Origin of the sequence: Streptomyces klenkii (assembly GCF_003626645.1) — a bacterium.
Classification (GTDB): domain Bacteria; phylum Actinomycetota; class Actinomycetes; order Streptomycetales; family Streptomycetaceae; genus Streptomyces; species Streptomyces klenkii.
The window spans coordinates 25,639-43,268 of the sequence record NZ_RBAM01000011.1 but is presented as its reverse complement, the minus strand read 5'-3'; the positions used below and the strand labels follow the sequence as shown (position 1 = coordinate 43,268).

Annotated in this window: 16 protein-coding genes; 10 read left to right on the top strand and 6 right to left on the bottom strand. The window is 74.5% G+C overall.

The window, feature by feature from the left end:
• The first annotated feature begins 19 nt into the window (after positions 1–19).
• Positions 20–772 carry a helical backbone metal receptor gene (locus tag D7231_RS24940; protein ID WP_120757780.1) on the top strand — a complete coding sequence of 251 codons (753 nt, stop codon included), beginning with the start codon at positions 20–22 and terminating at the stop codon, positions 770–772.
• Here D7231_RS24940 and D7231_RS24935 read toward each other — a convergent pair.
• Complete coding sequence (locus D7231_RS24935; RefSeq protein ID WP_120757779.1) at positions 699–1,823, bottom strand: TDT family transporter; 1,125 nt, start codon at positions 1,821–1,823, stop codon at positions 699–701. The two genes, D7231_RS24940 and D7231_RS24935, sit on opposite strands and share 74 nt — an antisense overlap.
• 70 nt (positions 1,824–1,893) lie before the next feature.
• Between D7231_RS24935 and D7231_RS24930 the strand changes: the two genes are divergently transcribed.
• Positions 1,894–2,802, top strand: a complete 909-nt coding sequence (locus tag D7231_RS24930) for a LysR family transcriptional regulator (RefSeq protein WP_120757778.1) — start codon at positions 1,894–1,896, stop codon at positions 2,800–2,802.
• A 93-nt stretch (positions 2,803–2,895) separates the two neighbouring features.
• On the opposite strand, the gene D7231_RS24925 is transcribed toward D7231_RS24930, so the two are convergent.
• The 3 genes from D7231_RS24925 to D7231_RS24915 all read right to left on the bottom strand — a co-directional run bounded on the left by D7231_RS24925 (position 2,896) and on the right by D7231_RS24915 (position 6,048).
• Positions 2,896–3,606, bottom strand: coding sequence for a gamma-glutamyl-gamma-aminobutyrate hydrolase family protein (locus D7231_RS24925; RefSeq protein ID WP_120757777.1), 711 nt, complete (start codon positions 3,604–3,606; stop codon positions 2,896–2,898).
• Between the two features lie 58 nt (positions 3,607–3,664).
• Complete coding sequence (eat, locus tag D7231_RS24920; protein ID WP_120757776.1) at positions 3,665–5,149, bottom strand: ethanolamine permease; 1,485 nt, start codon at positions 5,147–5,149, stop codon at positions 3,665–3,667.
• A 128-nt stretch (positions 5,150–5,277) separates the two neighbouring features.
• Complete coding sequence (locus D7231_RS24915) at positions 5,278–6,048, bottom strand: FadR/GntR family transcriptional regulator (protein WP_120757775.1); 771 nt, start codon at positions 6,046–6,048, stop codon at positions 5,278–5,280.
• A 71-nt stretch (positions 6,049–6,119) separates the two neighbouring features.
• Here D7231_RS24915 and D7231_RS24910 point away from each other — a divergent pair, with 71 nt between their 5' ends.
• The 4 genes from D7231_RS24910 to D7231_RS24895 all read left to right on the top strand — a co-directional run bounded on the left by D7231_RS24910 (position 6,120) and on the right by D7231_RS24895 (position 11,268).
• Positions 6,120–7,487, top strand: a complete 1,368-nt coding sequence (locus tag D7231_RS24910; protein ID WP_120757774.1) for a glutamine synthetase family protein — start codon at positions 6,120–6,122, stop codon at positions 7,485–7,487.
• A 119-nt stretch (positions 7,488–7,606) separates the two neighbouring features.
• A complete protein-coding gene (locus D7231_RS24905) occupies positions 7,607–8,986 on the top strand; it encodes an aldehyde dehydrogenase family protein (RefSeq protein ID WP_120757773.1) in 1,380 nt (459 codons plus the stop codon).
• An 85-nt stretch (positions 8,987–9,071) separates the two neighbouring features.
• The gene (locus D7231_RS24900; protein ID WP_120757772.1) at positions 9,072–9,857 is read left to right on the top strand and encodes a 3-oxoacyl-ACP reductase; all 786 of its coding nucleotides are present in this window, start codon (positions 9,072–9,074) and stop codon (positions 9,855–9,857) included.
• Positions 9,858–9,999: 142 nt separating this feature from the next.
• Entirely contained in the window at positions 10,000–11,268 is a 1,269-nt protein-coding gene (locus D7231_RS24895) for an HAD family hydrolase (protein ID WP_120757771.1), read from the top strand.
• Between the two features lie 90 nt (positions 11,269–11,358).
• Here the strand turns inward: D7231_RS24895 and D7231_RS24890 are convergent, their stop codons facing one another.
• Positions 11,359–12,603 carry an alanine racemase gene (locus tag D7231_RS24890; protein ID WP_120757770.1) on the bottom strand — a complete coding sequence of 415 codons (1,245 nt, stop codon included), beginning with the start codon at positions 12,601–12,603 and terminating at the stop codon, positions 11,359–11,361.
• 217 nt (positions 12,604–12,820) lie between these two features.
• On the opposite strand from D7231_RS24890, the gene D7231_RS24885 reads away from it, so the two are divergent.
• From D7231_RS24885 to D7231_RS24870, 4 genes are all read left to right on the top strand, one after another.
• The gene (locus D7231_RS24885; protein WP_241999909.1) at positions 12,821–13,705 is read left to right on the top strand and encodes a hypothetical protein; all 885 of its coding nucleotides are present in this window, start codon (positions 12,821–12,823) and stop codon (positions 13,703–13,705) included.
• A complete protein-coding gene (mycP, locus tag D7231_RS24880) occupies positions 13,702–14,916 on the top strand; it encodes a type VII secretion-associated serine protease mycosin (protein WP_422396759.1) in 1,215 nt (404 codons plus the stop codon). The genes D7231_RS24885 and mycP overlap by 4 nt, the downstream gene beginning before the upstream one ends.
• 373 nt (positions 14,917–15,289) lie before the next feature.
• On the top strand, positions 15,290–16,039 hold the full coding sequence (locus D7231_RS24875; protein WP_120757769.1) for an SseB family protein: 750 nt from the start codon (positions 15,290–15,292) through the stop codon (positions 16,037–16,039).
• A 131-nt stretch (positions 16,040–16,170) separates the two neighbouring features.
• Positions 16,171–17,025: an MIP family channel protein gene (locus D7231_RS24870; protein WP_241999917.1), complete on the top strand. Its 855-nt coding sequence runs from the start codon at positions 16,171–16,173 to the stop codon at positions 17,023–17,025.
• 32 nt (positions 17,026–17,057) lie between these two features.
• On the opposite strand, the gene D7231_RS24865 is transcribed toward D7231_RS24870, so the two are convergent.
• A complete protein-coding gene (locus D7231_RS24865) occupies positions 17,058–17,420 on the bottom strand; it encodes a DUF1844 domain-containing protein (protein ID WP_120757767.1) in 363 nt (120 codons plus the stop codon).
• Positions 17,421–17,630 lie beyond the last annotated feature (210 nt).

Sequence of the window (17,630 nt, the reverse complement as noted above, 5' to 3'; positions counted from 1 at the left end):
ACGGGCGTACGGTGGGGCGGTGGTCACCCCAAGGAGCAGCCGCCCCGCCGTTCGCCGCGTCGTCTCCCTCGTGCCCTCCCTGACGGAGGCCGTCGCCGCGACCGAGCCCGGGCTGCTCGTCGGCGCCACCGACTGGTGCGACCACCCCGCGGGCCTCGGCGTCGTACGGATCGGCGGGACGAAGAACCCCGACACGGCGCGGATCGCCGCCCTCGCGCCCGACCTCGTCCTCGCCAACGAGGAGGAGAACCGCGCCCCCGACCTCGGCGCGCTGCGCGCCGCCGGGCTGGACGTGCTGGTCACCGAAGTCCGCACGCTGCCCCAGGCGTTCACGGAGCTGGAACGGGTCCTGGTGCGCGGCTGCGGCCTGGCCCGGCCGGACTGGCTGGCCGACGCGGAGGACGCGTGGCGGGACGTACGGGCTGCTGGGGAGGCCGTGCCGGCCGTGGTGCCGGTGTGGCGGCGGCCCTGGATGGTCCTCGGCCGGGACACCTTCGCCGGCGACCTCCTCGCCCGGCTCGGCGTCGCCAACGTCCACGCCGGCCACCCCGAGCGCTATCCGCGCATCCCCCTCGACGAGCTCAACGCGTGCGGCGCGGAGCTGGCCGTCCTGCCCGACGAGCCCTACCGCTTCACACACGACGACGGCCCGGAGTCCTTCCCCGGGCTGCCGTGCGCGCTCGTCAGCGGGCGTCACCTCACGTGGTACGGACCCTCACTGACGGAAGCTGCTGCGGTGCTGGGCGCGGCGCTGCGAGCAGCCGGCCGCTGACCAGGCCGTGCGCGGTACGGGCCGCCGCGACCGCCCAGGCCGCCACCAGGACCGCGTACAGGCCCACGGACAGCCAGGTCAGGGCGTGCAGACCGGTGTGGCGGGCGAGGCCCGCGGCGCCGGTGACGCAGGTGCCTATGGGGAAGGTGAACGCCCACCAGGTCATCGCGAAGCCCATGCCCTGCCGGAACGCCCGCAGCACCATGGCCGCGGCCAGCGCCAGCCACAGCATCGCGAAGCCCATCACCGGGGCGCCGTACAGCACGGCGAACGGCGCCGCGGCGTGCGCGTACGGGGCGGGCAGCGCGCCCCGCGCGGCGTCGGCGAGGTTGCCGACGGCGGTGGTCGACTGGCCCAGCGGGCCCAGCACGAGGAAGAGGGCCGGGGTCAGCGCGAGCGGCAGCGGGCCGTGGTGGATCAGCCGCGCGAAGACCGCGGGCAGGATCAGCAGGGTCGCCAGCAGGCTCATCCCGAAGAGCGCGTAGCAGGCCAGCACCATGGCCTCCTGCCACTGCCCGGCGGGCAGGTGCGGCACCAGGGCCGGGCCCAGCGCCGCGGAGACCATGGGCGCCACGACGGGCAGCAGCCACACCGGGGAGGCCTGGCCGGGCTCTATCCGGTGCCGGGTCACCATCAGGTACGGGATGCCCGCCGCGGCGGCCAGGCCGGTCACGGTGCCGGCCGTCCACAGGACCGCGTCGGCGGCCACGGCGGCGCCCGTGCCGATCACCCCGGAGCCCACGGCGAGGGTGGCTCCGCCGACGGCCAGCAGGGCCATCGCGGCACAGCCGTAGAACGGCGCCACCGCCGGGTCGCCGAGGTGCCGCCTCGCCTGGTCGCTGTGGCGGGCCCAGTGCACGGCCCGCGCCACGAGCAGGGCGGCCAGCATCACCGCCGACAGCGCCCACACCGCCTCGCACGCCCCGGTCAGGCCCGGCGGCCGCACGGGCAGCGCGCGGCCGGCGCTCGCGACGATCGCGGTGCCCATGACGGCGGCGTACCAGTTGGGGCCGAGGTGGCGTAGGGGGGAGGTGGTGCGGGATGTGCTCATGCCTCAAGGATCGGCGGGGATGCGGTCCGTCACTAGGGACCTTGGCTCTATGAGGGCATAATCTGGAGTTATGACTCATGGGCGGCTCGCGGACCGCGTACCCGACCTCGCCGCGCTGGAGCTGCTGCTGGCCGTGGCCCGGCTGGGCAGCCTGGGGCGGGCCGCGCGGGAGACCGGCATCAGCCAGCCCGCGGCGAGCGGGCGGATCCGCGGCATGGAGCGCATGCTCGGCGTCGCCCTGGTCGAGCGCTCGCCCCGCGGCTCGACGCTCACCGACGCGGGCGTCCTCGTCACCGACTGGGCCCGGCGCGTCGTCGAGGCCGCCGAGGCCTTCGACGCCGGCGCGGAGGCGCTGCGCGGGCGGCGGGACTCGCGGCTGCGGGTCGCGGCGAGCATGACCATCGCCGAGTACCTGCTGCCCGGCTGGCTGGTCGCCCTGCGCGCCCGGCGGCCCGGGACGGCGGTGTCCCTGCTCGCCGGGAACTCGGCGGCCGTCGCGGAGCGGCTGCGGGCCGGCGAGGCCGACCTGGGGTTCGTCGAGGGGATCGCCCTGCCGGCCGGGCTGTCCGGCGCGGTCGTCGCCCGCGACCGGCTGGTCGTCGTCACGGCCCCGGCCCACCCCTGGGCCCGGCGCCGGGCGCCCCTGGACGCCGGGGAGCTGGCCGTGACCCCGCTCATCCTCCGCGAGCGGGGCTCGGGCACCCGGCAGGTCCTGGACGCGGCCCTCGCCGCGCACGGGGGGCTCGCCGAGCCCCTGCTCGAACTCGCCTCCACGACGGCGGTGAAGGCGGCGGTGGTGGGCGGCGCGGGGCCGTCCGTGCTCAGCGAGCTGGCGATCGGGGAGGAGCTGGCGTCCGGCCGGCTGGTCGAGATCCCCGTCGGGGACCTCGACCTGCACCGGGCACTCAGGGCGGTCTGGCCCACGGGCCACCGGCCGACGGGCCCGGCGAGGGATCTCCTGGGCTTGACCCGGCCCTGACCCGGGCCCCGGCCGGCCCGGCCGACCCCCTTCGCTGCGGCGGGTTCATGGGTGCGGGCACCCATGAACCCGTGGTGGCGCGTCCGGAAGGGCCTAGTGGGTGGTTGCCGCCTCCACCAGCGCTCGCGTCAGACGCAAGTCGTCCCGCGCCTCCGGGTGCCACTGGACGCCCACCGCGAACACGCCGTCACCCGGCCGCTCCAGTGCCTCGACGGTGCCGTCCTCCGCGTACGCGGTCGCGACGAGGCCGTCGCCCAGGCGGGAGACGGACTGGTGGTGGTGCGTGGCGACGTCGCACGGCTCGGGCAGGAGGCCGCCCAGCCGCGTGCCCGGCACCGGCTTGACCAGGTGGTCGGTGAAGGAGCCGACGACCGGGTTGTGGTCCTCGTGCCCCACCTCGTCCGGCAGGTGCTGGCACAGCGTCCCGCCGGCATGCACGTTCATCAGCTGCATCCCCCGGCAGATCCCGAGCACCGGAACCCCCCGCTCCAGCGCGGCGTCCAGCAGCGCCAGTTCCCAGGCGTCGCGCTCGGGCACGGGCGCGCCCGCGCGCGCGTGGGGGCGTTCCCCGTAGAGGCCGGGGTCGAGGTCCTCGCCGCCGGCGAGGACCAGGCCGTCCAGCCGCCGCACTATGTCGCCGGCGGCGGCCGGGTCGTCCGGCGGCAGCTGTACGGCCAGGCCGCCGGCTCGCTGCACGTGCTGCGCGTAGGAGGCGGGCAGGAGCGCGGCCGGCAGGTCCCACGCGGCGCCCCAGCGGGCCCGGGTGAGGTAGGTGGTGACGCCGATCAGTGGCTGGCGGGGCATGGAGCGGGTCCTTTCCGTACGGGGGTCGTTCCGTACGCTACGACGTTGATCACACGGTTCAGTCGCGGTTCAGTTCCGCCTCCGCCGCGGCAAGCGCAGCGAACTCCTCCTCGGGCGCCCCCGCGACGAGCCGGTGCCGGCTCCAGCAGGCGAAGTACACGGCGGCGACGGCGTAGACGCCGAGGGCGACGAGCGCGGCGGTGACGTCCACGAGGAAGGTCGCCACGAGCGCCGCGCAGGCGAGCAGGAAGGCCAGCGCGGAGGTGGCGACGCCGCCGGGCGTGCGGTACGGCCGCGCCAGCCCCGGCTCGCGGCGGCGCAGCACGATGTGGGAGAGCGACATCAGCGCGTACGAGACGGTGGCGCCGAAGACCGCGACGTTGAGCATCCGCGCACCGTCCCCGGTCGCGGCCGCAAGCCCGAAGCCGAGCGCGCCGGGCACGACCAGGCCCAGCCAGGGGGCCTTGCGGCGGCTGGTGAGGGAGAGGACGCGGGGGAGGTAGCCGGCCCGGGAGAGGGCGAAGAGCTGCCGCGAGCCGGCGTAGATGAGGGAGAAGAAGGAGGCCACCAGGCCGGCGAGCCCCGCGTAGTTGATGACGCGGCCGAGCACGGTGGGGTGCCCGTCCGGCTGCACGGCGGCCACGAGCGGGTTACCGGCGTCCTTGAGGGCGTCCGCGCCGCCCGCGCCCGTCGAGGCGAGGAAGGTGAGCAGGGCGAGGACGAGCAGGATGCCCATGGCGGCGGCCATGGCCCGGGGCAGGGACCGCACGGGGTCCTTGGTCTCCTCGGCGGCGAGCGGCACGCCCTCGACGCCGAGGAAGAACCACATCCCGAAGGGGAACGACGCCCAGATCCCGAGCACCCCGAACGGCAGCCAGGAGGACGCGCCGAGGGCGCTCGTGTCGGCGGGGATGTCGTGCAGCCGGGCCGCGTCGAAGTCGGTCAGCGCCCCCGCCGCGAAGATCAGCAGCGCGGCGACGGCGACGCCGGTGACGACGAAGCTGAACCGCAGCGCCTCGCCCACGCCCCACAGGTGGATGCCGATGAAGAGGACGAAGCAGGCGAGGTACACGGGCCAGGAGGAGGTGAGCCCGAACAGGCCGAGGGACTCGACGTAGTCGCCGATGAAGAGGGAGATCGCCGCGGGCGCGAGGACGTACTCGATGAGGATGGCGGTGCCGGTGAGGAAGCCGCCCCACGGGCCGAGCGCGCGCCGCGCGAAGCCGTAACCCCCGCCCGCCGTCGGCAGGACGGAGGCGAGCTCGGCGAGGGCGAAGACCATGCAGGTGTACATCAGGCCCATGAGGGCGGCGGCGACGGCGAGCCCGCCGAAGCCGCCGTGGGCGAGGCCGAAGTTCCAGCCGGAGAAGTCGCCGGAGACGACGTAGGCGACGCCGAGGCCGGTGAGGAGCAGGGGGCCGGCGCTGCCGCGGCGCAGGGTGCGCTTCTCCAGGTAGTCCGGGGAGCCTGGGCCGTCCGGGCTGTCCGGCGTCCGGTCCGGGGAGCGTGGCGCTGCCTCGGGTGTCTCCGTGCGTTCGGGCATGCTGCCGCTCCCTGCCTCGGGGGGTAAAGGTTTTGCGGCATACCTTTGCTCCGGCGTGGCTGATTCGGCAACCCCCTTGCGTAAAACACTGGTTACGAGAGAGGTCCCTGCGGGTTACGTGACGGGCGTTACGACAGAAAACCCCGCAGCAGCGCCGCCGTCCCGCAGCAGTGCTCGCGCATCACCTCGCGCGCCCCTTCCGCGTCGCCGTCGAGGACCGCCTCCACGAGCGCGGTGTGCTGCTGCTGCGAGTGCTCCAGGTTCCGGACCAGCAGCGGAATGCAGTCCAGCAGGTCGTTGACCGTCGCCCGGACCGCGGCGTACCGCTCGGCCAGCGACGGGGATCCCGACAGCTCGGCGAGCGTCAGGTGGAACAGCGTGTCCGCGCGGCGGTACCCGGCCAGCGGAGCGTCGTGCGTGGCGGCCAGCGCGGCGCGCAGCCGCCCGGCCCCGCCCTCGGGGAGCCCGTGCGCGGCGCACAGCCCGGCCGCGCCCACCTCCAGCACCTCGCGGAAGCGCAGCGTGTCCTCGACGTCCACGCCGGCGACCCGGCGGCGCAGTTCGTCCTCGCCCGCTTCCGTCGCGGGCCGTGCGAGCACGAACGTCCCGCCGTAGCGGCCGCGCCGGCTCTCGACCAGTCCCTGGTCCTGCAAGACCTTCAGCACCTCGCGCAGCGTCACCCGGCTCACGCGCAGCCGGTCGGCCAACTCGCGCTCGGCGGGCAGCCGTTCCCCCTCGGCCACCAGGCCCAGCCGCATGATCTGGAGTATCTGCTCCAGCGCTTCCTCGAAGCCGTTGCCCGCGCGGACCGGGCGCAGCACCGGGGCGAGCCGGTCCGTCCGGTCCGTCCGGTCCGTCCGCTCCGGCCGGCCCGACCGGTCAGCCGCATGATCGTTCATCTGACCCCTTCCCTTTAATGGTCTTCAGCCCTACCTTAAGACCTCCGGTCGCACCGACAGGAGGCATCACTGTGGCAGACCGCACGCCCCCGCTCGCCGTCGAGGAGTTGCGCAGGCTGGTCGACACCGGGGAGATCGACACCGTCGTCCTCGCCTTCACCGACATGCAGGGACGACTCCAGGGGAAGCGGTTCGCCGCCCGGTTCTTCCTCGACGACGTCCTCGACCACGGCACCGAAGGCTGCAACTACCTCCTCGCCGTGGACGTCGACCTCAACACCGTCGACGGCTACGCCATGTCGTCCTGGGAACGCGGCTACGGGGACTTCGCCATCCGCGGCGACCTCTCCACCCTGCGCCGCACCCCCTGGAACCCCGGCACGGCCATGCTCACCGCCGACCTCGCCTGGCACGACGGCTCGCCCGTCCTCGCCTCGCCCCGGCAGATCCTGCGCCGCCAGCTCGACCGGCTGGCCGAGCACGGCTGGAGCGCGTACGCGGGCACGGAGCTGGAGTTCATCGTCTTCAAGGACACGTACGAGGAGGCCTGGAGCCGCGGCTACCGCGGCATGACCCCGGCCAACCAGTACAACTGCGACTACTCCGTCCTCGGCACCGGCCGCGTCGAACCCCTCCTGCGCCGCATCCGCAACGAGATGGGCGCCGCCGGGATGACCGTGGAGTCCGCCAAGGGCGAGTGCAACCTCGGCCAGCACGAGATCGCCTTCCGCTACGACGACGCCCTCACCACCTGCGACCAGCACGTCGTCTACAAGACCGGCGCGAAGGAGATCGCCGCCCAGGAGGGCATGGCGCTCACCTTCATGGCCAAGTACGACGAGCGCGAGGGCAACTCCTGCCACATCCACCTCTCGCTGCGCGACGAGGCCGGGCGGCCCGTCCTCGCCGACGACGAGGGCCCGTACGGCATGTCGAAGACGATGCGGCACTTCCTCGCCGGACAGCTCGCCGCCCTCCGCGACTTCACGCTCCTCTACGCCCCCAACATCAACTCCTACAAGCGGTTCCGGCCCGGCTCCTTCGCGCCCACCGCCGTCGCCTGGGGCCCCGACAACCGCACCTGCTCCCTGCGCGTCATCGGCCACGGCCACTCCCACCGCTTCGAGAACCGCCTCCCGGGCGGGGACGTGAACCCGTACCTCGCCGTCGCGGGCATGGTGGCCGCCGGCCTGTACGGCGTCGAGCACGAGCTGGAGCTGCCCGAGGTCTGTACCGGCAACGCCTACGCGGGCGACGCGCAGCACGTCCCCGCCACCCTGCGCGAGGCCGCCGCCCTGTGGGAGGCCAGCCCGATAGCACGGGCAGCCTTCGGCGACGAAGTCGTCGAGCACTACTTGCACATGGCGCGAGTGGAGCAGGACGCCTACGACACGGCGGTAACGGACTGGGAGCGCTTCCGCTCTTTCGAGCGGATGTAACACGCCCTCCCCACCCCGTTGTGGGCAATCGTTCCGCGGGGCGGAACGGGTGGGCACAACGGAACCACCGGCGTGCAGCAGGACACGAAACGCGGCGCAGCGAACCCCAGGAGAAGGACGTGCACGAGCACCAAGTGATCAACCCGGCGACCGAGGAACTCGTCGCCACCGTCCCCGCGGCGACGCCGCAAGACGTCGACGCAGCAGTCCGCCGCGCCGCCGAAGCCCAGCGCAGCTGGTCCCGGCTCGCCCCCGGCGACCGCGCCCGCCACCTCCGCCGCTTCGCCGCCGCAGTAGACACGCACCTGGAGGAGCTCGCCCAGCTGGAGGTCCGCGAGGCCGGTCACCCGATCGGCAACGCCCGCTGGGAGGCGGGCAACGCCCGCGACCTGCTGGAGTACGCGGCCGGGGGAGCGGAGCGGCTCGCCGGCGCGCAGATCCCCGTCGCCGGGGGCCTGGACGTCACCTTCCACGAGCCGCTGGGCGTCGTCGCCGTCATCGCCCCGTGGAACTTCCCGATGCCCATCGCCGCCTGGGGCCTCGCCCCCGCCCTGGCCGCGGGCAACGCCGTCCTCCTCAAGCCGGCCGAGACCACCCCGCTGACCGCCCTGCGGCTGGCGGAGCTGGCGCTGGAGGCGGGGCTGCCCGAGGGCCTCTTCCAGGTCCTGCCCGGCGCCGGGCCCGTCGCCGGCAACGCCCTCGTGGAGCACCCCGGCGTCGCCAAGGTCGTCTTCACCGGTTCCACGGCGGTCGGCAAGCAGATCATGGCCAAGTGCGCGGCCGGCGTGAAGCGCGTGACCCTCGAACTCGGCGGCAAGAGCCCCAACATCGTCTTCGCCGACGCCGACGTCGAGCGGGCCGCCGCGGCCGCTCCCGGCTCCTTCCTCGACAACACCGGCCAGGACTGCTGCGCCCGCAGCCGCATCCTCGTCCAGCGTTCCGTGTACGACCGCTTCATGGAGCTCCTGGAGCCGGCCGTGAAGTCCTTCGCCGTCGGCGACCCGGCGGATCCGGCCACGCAGATGGGCCCGCTGATCTCGGCCGCGCAGCGCGAGCGCGTACGGTCCTACGTCAGCGAGACCGAGCCCGCGGCGATCCGCGGCGAGGCCCCGCGGGGCAAGGGGTTCTGGTACCCGGCGACCGTCCTGGAGGGCCGGCCGGAGGACCGTACCGCCGTCGAGGAGATCTTCGGCCCGGTCACCGTCGTCATCCCCTTCGAGGACGAGGCGGAAGCCGTACGGATCGCCAACGCCACCGACTACGGCCTCTCCGGCTCGATCTGGACCCGCGACGTCTCCCGGGCCCTGCGCGTCTCCCGTGCCGTCGCCGCCGGCAACCTCTCCGTCAACTCCCACAGCAGCGTCCGCTACGCGACGCCGTTCGGCGGCTTCAAGGGCTCCGGGCTGGGCCGGGAGCTGGGCCCCGACGCGCTGGCCGCGTTCACGGAGACCAAGAACGTCTTCATCGCCGTCGACGACTCCGAGCCCGCCGAGGGGTAGCCGGCGGACCGCGTCCCCGCCTCACTCCCCCTCGTACCTCGTACCAACAGCGCACCGCACCGCGCCTCACAGAAAGGCCACTGCCTTGACCGAAGAAACCCCCGTCTGCCGCCGCCTCGTCGGCCGCACCGCCGTCGTGACCGGCGCCGGCAGCGGCATCGGCCTGGCCACCGCCCGCCGCCTCGCCTCCGAGGGCGCCCGCGTCGTCTGCGCCGACATCGACGAGACCGCCGGCAAGGCCGCGGCCGCCGAGACCGGCGGGCTCTTCGTCAAGGTCGACGTGACCAGCCCCGAGGAGGTCGAGGCGCTCTTCAAGACCGCCTACGACACCTACGGCTCGGTCGACATCGCCTTCAACAACGCCGGCATCTCCCCGCCCGACGACGACTCGATCCTCACCACCGGGCTCGACGCCTGGAAGCGCGTCCAGGAGGTCAACCTCACCTCCGTCTACCTCTGCTGCAAGGCCGCCCTCCCCTACATGCAGCGCCAGGGCAAGGGCTCCATCATCAACACCGCCTCCTTCGTCGCCGTCATGGGCGCCGCGACCTCCCAGATCAGCTACACCGCCTCCAAGGGCGGCGTGCTGGCGATGTCCCGCGAGCTCGGCGTGCAGTTCGCCCGCGAGGGCATCCGCGTCAACGCCCTGTGCCCGGGGCCGGTGAACACCCCCCTGCTCAAGGAGCTCTTCGCCAAGGACCCCGAGCGGGCCGCGCGCCGCCTCGTGCACGTGCCCGTCGGCCGCTTCGCCGAGCCCGAGGAGATCGCCTCCGCGGTCGCCTTCCTCGCGAGCGACGACTCGTCCTTCGTCAACGCCGCCGAATTCCTCGTCGACGGTGGCATCGCGGGCGCGTACGTGACCCCGCTGTAAGGTCCATGATCAAACGGTGGAACCGGTTCACGGGTGCAGACCCCGGGGGCCGGTTCCCGCCGTGGATCCCCCGGTGCCGGGCCCGCACCGGCCGGCGCCGGGGGATCCCCTGCCACCGCACGCACCACCGCAAAGAGAGCACATGCGCACCAAGTCCGCCATCGTCGCCGGCCTCGTTGCCGCCGCGGCCCTCGCCACGGCGGTTCCGGCCACCGCGGCGCCCTCCCACGACGCGCCCCGCCGCAACTGCCCCCAGCTCGACAAGAACCTCCCGTGGGCCGGCGACAACCGCGCCCGGCTCCAGAAGATGATCGACGAGCGCGGCACCTGCTCCGGCAAGAACGGCCCCCGCCCCGTCGCCGCCTTCGACTGGGACAACACCGTCGTCAAGAACGACATCACCGACGCCACGCTCGCGTGGGCGCTCAAGCACGACAAGATCCTCCAGCCCCGCAGCTGGAAGGACACCAGCGCCTGGCTCACCCCGGCCGCCGACAAGGCCCTCACCAAGGCCTGCGGCACCGCCGTGCGCCCCGGCCGGCCGCTGCCCACCTCGAAGAACACCGCCTGCGCCGACGAGATCTTCGAGATCCGCGAGAAGTCGAAGACGATGGCCGGCGCCGACGCCTTCGCCGGCGACTGGAACCACCGCCGCACGGTCCCCGCGTACGCCTGGATCCCGCAGCTGTTCGCCGGTCACACGCCCGCCGCGCTGACCTCCATCGCCAAGCAGGCGCGCGCCGAGCAGCTCGCCGCGCCCGTGGGCGCCGAGCAGACCGTCGGCACGCACACCCTCGCCGGCTACGTCCGCTACTACGACCAGCAGAAGGACCTCATCCGTACGCTCAAGGCGGCCGGCTTCGACGTCTACATCGTCTCCGCCTCCTCCGAGCCGATCGCCGAGGCCTGGTCGGGCGGCGTGGGCCTGGACGCCAAGCACACCATCGGCATCCGCAGCATCACCAAGCACGGCCGCCTCACCACGGCCATCAAGGGCTGCGGCGGCGTCGAGACCGGCCGCGGCGACGCCCTGCCGTACATGGACGGCAAGCGCTGCATGATCAACCAGGAGATCTTCAAGATCAAGGGCGCGAAGGCCTGGCAGCAGCAGGACTTCCGGCACCGCATCGCGCTCGGCGCGGGCGACGCCGACACCGACGTGACGTTCGTGAACGACGCCACCGGCGCGCACGTGGCCATCAACCGGAACAAGTCCGAGCTGATGTGCCGCGCCTACGACGACGTGGACGGCCGCTGGGTGGCCAACCCGATGTTCATCGACCCGATGCCGCGCAAGTCCGGTACGTACCCGTGCGCGACGACGGGCGCGACGGCGGAGGACGGCTCGAAGATCCCGGTCCGCCGCGCGGACGGCTCGGTCATCCCGGACCAGGTGGACAAGGCGTTCTGACGAACGTTGTGGGCAATCGTTCCGCCGGAGCGGAACGGGTGGGCACAACCCGACCACCGGGTCGCACCCGAACGTCCACCCTGTGAGGCCTCACAGAAACGTTTGCCCCTCACCCCGATAGGTGGCGACCGTATCCACGATGCGGTCGCCATCAATCAGCCGCAGCGCGGAGAACCGCTCACACAGCTCTCCCGCCTTCGCATGCCGGAACCACACCTTGTCCCCGATCAGCAGATCGTCCGCGGGCCCGCCGAGCAGCGGCGTCTGCACCTCGCCCGCCCCCTCGCGCGGGTCCAGCCGCAGCCCCGCCGGCAGGTACGGCTGCGGAAGCCGGTCGGATCCGGCCGCCCCCGACGCGGGGTACCCGCCGCCCAGGACGGTCACCACGCCCACCCCCGGCCGCCGCACCACCGGCAGCGCGAAGAGGGCCGCGGGGCGGCCGCGGAACGACCGGTAGTGGTCGAACAGCCGGGGCACGAACAGCCCCGACCCCGCGGCGACCTCCGTCACCGCGTCCTCCGCGGCCGTGTGCTGCACGCTCCCCGTGCCGCCGCCGTTGACGAATTCGAGCTCCGCCACGGCGCGCACGGCCCGTACGGCCTCCGCCCGGCGCACCGCCAGCTCCCGGCGCGCCGCGGCCTGCATCAGCCGCACCGCGCGCGAGTACAGCGGCCGGCCCTCCACGGCATCACCCACACCCGCCACATGCGCCTCGTAAGCCATCAGGCCCACCAGCCGGAAACCCGGCCTGCGTGCCACCGACCGCGCCAGATCCGCCAGCCGCTCCGGGTCGTGCAGCGGCGAGCGCAGCGCCCCGAGCCGTAACCGGCCGCCCAGCAGGCGCAGCGAGGTGTCCAACTCCAGGCACACCCGTACGTCCTCACGCCCCGTCCGGGCCGCGTCGATCAGCGCCAGCTGCGCCGGGTCGTCCACGGTCACCGTGACCGCCCGGGCCAGCTTCGGATCCGCCGTCAGCTCCGCCAGGCCCGCCCGGTCAGCCGTCGGATACGCCAGCAGCACGTCCTCGACGCCCGAACGCGCCAGCCACAGGGACTCCGCCAGCGAGAAGCTCATCACGCCCGTGAAGCCGTCCCGGGCGAGCACCCGCTCCAACAGCGCCCGGCAGCGCACCGACTTGCTCGCCACCCGGACCGGCTTGCCCTGCGCCCGGCGCACCAGGTCCGCGGCGTTGGTGTCGAAGGCCTGGAGGTCGACCACGGCCAGCGGCGCGTCGCAGGAGGCGGTCGCCCGGTCCAGGCGGGCCCGCTCGGTGCTCGCGCGCACGGCGGGACGTACGGCCTGAAGCGCTGCGGGAGGTGCGGCGGGAAGGCGCATGGGGCGCAGCTTGCCAGAGCCGCCCGGCGGTGGACAGGGGCCCCGCACGGGCGAGATGGCAGCGGCCGCCGCCCGCCCCGTAGAGTGGCGCCCACACCGCGGGCCGCACGTCCCGCGGAGTGATGTCCGGACAGAGATGTCCGGATACGGACCGGCCTGTCCCGAACGAGGACCGGGCGCGGGTACGGGGAAGCCGGCTCACGAGGGGGAGCGCAGGGTGAGCACCGAGGCGGACCGCGCGCCCGCACTGCCCGTCCGCCCCCTCCCGGCCTCCGCCTTCTTCCCGCCTCCGCCGCCGTCCCTGCCACCGCTGCCCCCGATGCCGCCCCGGGACGCCGGCCGCCGCTCCGGGGCCCGTACGCTGTCCGCCGCCGTCTGCCTCGTCCTCGGCCTCGGGCTCATCGGCGGTGCCGTCGCCGGGAGTTGGCTCGCGGACGGTGGCGCCGGGACCGCGGCCGAACGCGCCTTCGCCCGCGGCGGCACGCTCTGGCGCACCACCCCCGTCGACGACCTCTTCCCGCCCGTCCTGCGCGCCGACGCGGCCGGGCCCGGCGGCGCCGAGCGCGCCTGGACCCGGATCGGCGTCGCCCCCGACAGCGGCTGCGAAGAGGCCTTCGACCCGCTCCTGGAGAAGGCCCTCGCCCCCGCCGGCTGTACACGGCTGCTCCGTGCCACCTACACCGACACCACGTCCACCGCCGTCACCACCGTCGGACTGCTCGTCACCGCCACCGGCAGCCAGGGGATGCGCGACCTGCGCCGCCGGTTCGCCGACGAACGGCTCGACGAGCGCACCGATCTGATGCCCCGCCCGTACGCGCCGCGCGGCACCGTCGCCGAGCGGTTCGGCGACGCCCAGCGCGCCAGCTGGGCCGTCAGCGTCCTCACCGACGCGCCCGCCGTCGTCTACGCCGTCACCGGATTCGCCGACGGCCGCACGGGCACGCCCCCGCAAGCCGCGACCCTCGCCACGCGCCCCGGCGCCACCACCGCCCCCGCGCAGGCGGGGCTCGGCCACGAGGCCGCCGCCCTCGCCGGGCGCGTCGAAAACGGCTTCCGGCAGACGCTCCGGCAGACCACCGGCCAGGAGGGCTCCCGGTGACCGCTGTTGTGTTCCGGGGCCGGGGGCGGGGCTTGGCCCGCGGTCGCGGGCCCCTGCTCACGGCCGTCCTCGCCGCCGCGCTCACCGTGCTGCCGGCCGCCGGGACCGCGCACGCCGACTCCATACGCGTCCAGGAATGGGCGCTCGACGCCCTCCACACCGAGGAGGCCTGGCAGACCACCAAGGGCTCCGGCATCACCGTCGCCGTCCTCGACACCGGCGTCGACGACGGCCACCCCGACCTCGCCGGGCAGGTCCTCCCCGGCAAGGACCTCATCGGCTTCGGCGCCGGGCCCGGCGACCGCGCCTGGGCCCGGCACGGCACCGCCATGGCCGGCATCATCGCCGGGCGGGGGCACGGGGCGGACGGCACGGACGGCGTCGTCGGCGTCGCCCCCGAAGCGAAGATCCTTCCCGTGCGGGTGATCCTCGAAGACGGCGACCCCTCGCGGGCCAAGGCCCGCAGCGGGCGGGGCAACGCCCTCGCCGACGGCATCCGCTGGGCCGCCGACCACGGCGCCGACGTCATCAACCTCTCCCTGGGCGACGACAGCGACACCGCCCACCCCGAGCCCCAGGAGGACGCCGCCGTCCAGTACGCCCTCGGCAAGGGCGCCGTCGTCGTCGCCTCCGCCGGCAACGGCGGCGAACAGGGCGACCACGTCTCCTACCCGGCCGCCTACCCCGGCGTCATCGCCGTGACCGCCGTCGACCGCTACGGCAGCCGGGCCGCGTTCTCCACGCGCCGGTGGTACGCGGCCCTCAGCGCGCCCGGCGTCGACGTCGTCATCGCCGACCCCGACCGGCACTACTACGAGGGGTGGGGCACGAGCGCGGCCGCCGCGTTCGTCTCCGGCGCGGTCGCGCTGGTCCGCTCCGCGCACCCGGATCTGAGCCCCGCCCAGATCCGCAAGCTCCTCGTCGACACGGCCCGGGACGCGCCGCCCGGCGGGCGCAGCGACGCGCTGGGAGCGGGGGTGGTCGACCCCGCGGCGGCGATCGCCCGCGGCGCGGACCTGACCCCGCAGGCGCCGGGCCCCCGGGTCACCCGCGAGTACAGCAGCCCGTACTTCGGCACGTCCGGCCCTGCGGGCGGCTTCAAGGGCGACGCCCCGGCCGCCCCGGACTACACGGCCCCGGCCGCGGGCGCCCTGGGCGCCGTGCTCCTGGCCACGGCCACGACGCTGTGGCGCGGCCGCCGCCGTACGTAACGCGCCGGGTCCCGGCGCTGCCGGGGGCGGGCCCTGGCCCCTCAGGGAGCGAGCTAGGTGCAGGGAGTCCCGGCGAATCCCTTCCGCCGCGGCGGTGATCAGCCCGCGCGGCGTGATCCGGCGGTGCCGAGCGCACCTGGCCTGAGGCCGGTCCGGCACCGCCGGGCTTCACCGTCGTGGTTGCGCGCCGTTGCGGCGGATTCAGGGGGCCCGGCCGGCCCCAGCGAGCGAGGCGCGGCGGTTTCAGGGGGCGGGCCCCAGCGAGCGAGCGAGGCGCAGCCTGCGGCGCGGCGGATTCAGGGGCGGGTCGGCGCTGTCCGGCCGCCCCGACCCGGGCGGAGGGCGGGGGCACGGGCCCCCATAGACTCTTCTGGTGGCGCTGAAGAATATTCCTGATCCCGGGTTCTCCGACGACGACGGTTCCGCCGACGCGGAGCTGACCGCCGCGCTCGCCGCGTGGTCCGCGGACCCGGGCGGCGGCGCCGAGTCCCGCGTGCTCGCCGCGCTCCGCGGCGCCCGGCTGCTCGTGCCCGTCGTGGCGGTGCTCGGGGAGGTCGAGACGGGCCCGGACGGGCTGAAGCGCGAGAAGACCAGCGACATGGCCGTCCCCACGCTCCAGGCCCCGGACGGCCGCAAGGCGCTCCCCGCGTTCACGTCCACCGGCTCCCTGGCGCGCTGGCGCGCCGACGCCCGCCCCGTGGCCGTGCCCCTGCACCAGGCCCTGCAGGCGGCCGCGCACGAGAAGGCGGACACGATCGTCCTGGACATGGCCGGCCCCGTCCCGTACCAGCTGACGGGCCCCGCCCTGCTGGCCCTCGCGGAGGGCCGCGAGAGCACCGACCCGCTCACCGACCCGGCCGTCGCGGACGCGCTCCGGGCCGTCCTGACCGCCGAGCCGGCGGTGCGCCGCGCCCACCTGGCCCCCTCGCGGGAGGCGGACGGCACCCTGGCCCTCGCCCTGGCGGCCGAACCCGGCGCCCCGGAGACCACCGCCGCCGTGCACCGCATCGCGGAGGCGCTGGCCTCCGACGAGGTCCTGCGGGCCCGCCTCGTCCGCGGCCTCGACCTGGCCCTGCTGCCGGCCGGCGCCTCCGTACCCGGGGAGCCCCTCTTCACCCGCTGAGCCGGCCGCGCAGGCCGACAGGCGCTCCGCTGTGGATCGACCGACAATGCGAAGAGGTCCACGCACGAGATCCCTGAGATCCCTGGAGGAACGCCATGGACGTGAAGCTGGGGGCCGCAAGTCTCGACTCCGTGGAGACGAGAACCGTCGCCGCCGAGTTCCTCGGCACGCTGCTGCTGGTTTTCTTCGCCGTCGGCTCCGCGGTCCTCGCGGCCGACTACATCGGAGTCCTCGGCATCGCCCTGGCCTTCGGCTTCGTCCTGCTGGCCCTCTGCTACGCGCTGGGCCCGGTGTCGGGCTGCCACGTGAACCCGGCGGTGACGCTCGGCATGCTGCTGGAGGGCCGGATCGCGCTGCGCACGGCGATCGAGTACTGGGTCGCGCAGCTGCTCGGCGGCATCGTGGGCGCGGCGCTGCTGTTCCTGCTGGCCAAGCAGGTGCCGGGGCTGAGGACGGACGGCGCGTTCGGCAGCAACGGCTGGGGCCGGCGCTCGGCGGTGCACCTGAACACGGGCGGCGCGTTCCTCGCGGAGGTCGTCCTGACCTTCCTGCTGGTCTTCGTCGTGCTCGCGGTGACCCACAAGATCGCCCTGGTGGGTTTCGACGGGCTGCCCATCGGCCTGGCCCTCGCGGTGATCCACCTGGTGGGCATCCCGCTGACGGGCACCTCGGTCAACCCGGCGCGGAGCCTGGGCCCGGCGCTGTTCGCGGGCGGGGGCGCGCTGTCCCAGCTGTGGCTGTTCATCATCGCGCCGCTGATCGGCGGCGCCCTGGCGGCCTGCGCGCACCGGGTCACGCACCCGCCGTTCAGCCCGGCGAACCTCGCGGACGACCTGGCGCTGCCGCACTACCCGAAGGGTCCGACGACGGCCGCGCACCCGACGGAGGACCGCCCCGGGCCGCAGGAGGAAGAGAGCGGCGGCGGGGACGAGGGCGGGGAGGGCGGGGAGCGCCCCGGTCGGCCGGGCCCGTCGGGTCCGGCCTGACCGGGGCGTCAAAGCTTCAGAAAACGAACAGATCAGCCGAAGACGGGGCCCGTGAACTTCTCGCCGGGCCCCTGACCCGGCTCGTCCGGCACGACGGACGCCTCGCGGAAGGCCAGCTGGAGGGACTTCAGCCCGTCGCGCAGCGGCCCGGCGTGGAAGTTGCTGATCTCGGTCGCGCCGGCGGTCACGAGCCCGGCGAGGGCCGTGATCAGCTTGCGCGCCTCGTCGAGGTCCTTGTGCTGCTCGCCCTCCTCGGCGAGGCCGAGGTTGACCGCCGCCGAGCTCATCAGGTGCACCGCGACCGTGGTGATCACCTCGACGGCGGGGACGTCCGCGATGTCGCGGGTCATGGTGTCAAAGTCCGGCGTCTCGCCGGTGGGGGTCGCGTCGCTCATGGCGGACACGATACGTGCCGGTGCCGAATCGGTTCGCCACGGGTTAGCACGCCTGAGCCCCAGCTGCTAGGGTTAGGGAACGACCGGCTGGACACTCATGTGCCCGGCCCACAAGTGGAGCTCCGTTCTCCCACCTCGCCCGGCCTCAGGCCGGCAGGTCTCCGGTCAGGCGGCGCCCATCGTTCCGTACGGACGATGGAGCTGCCCGAT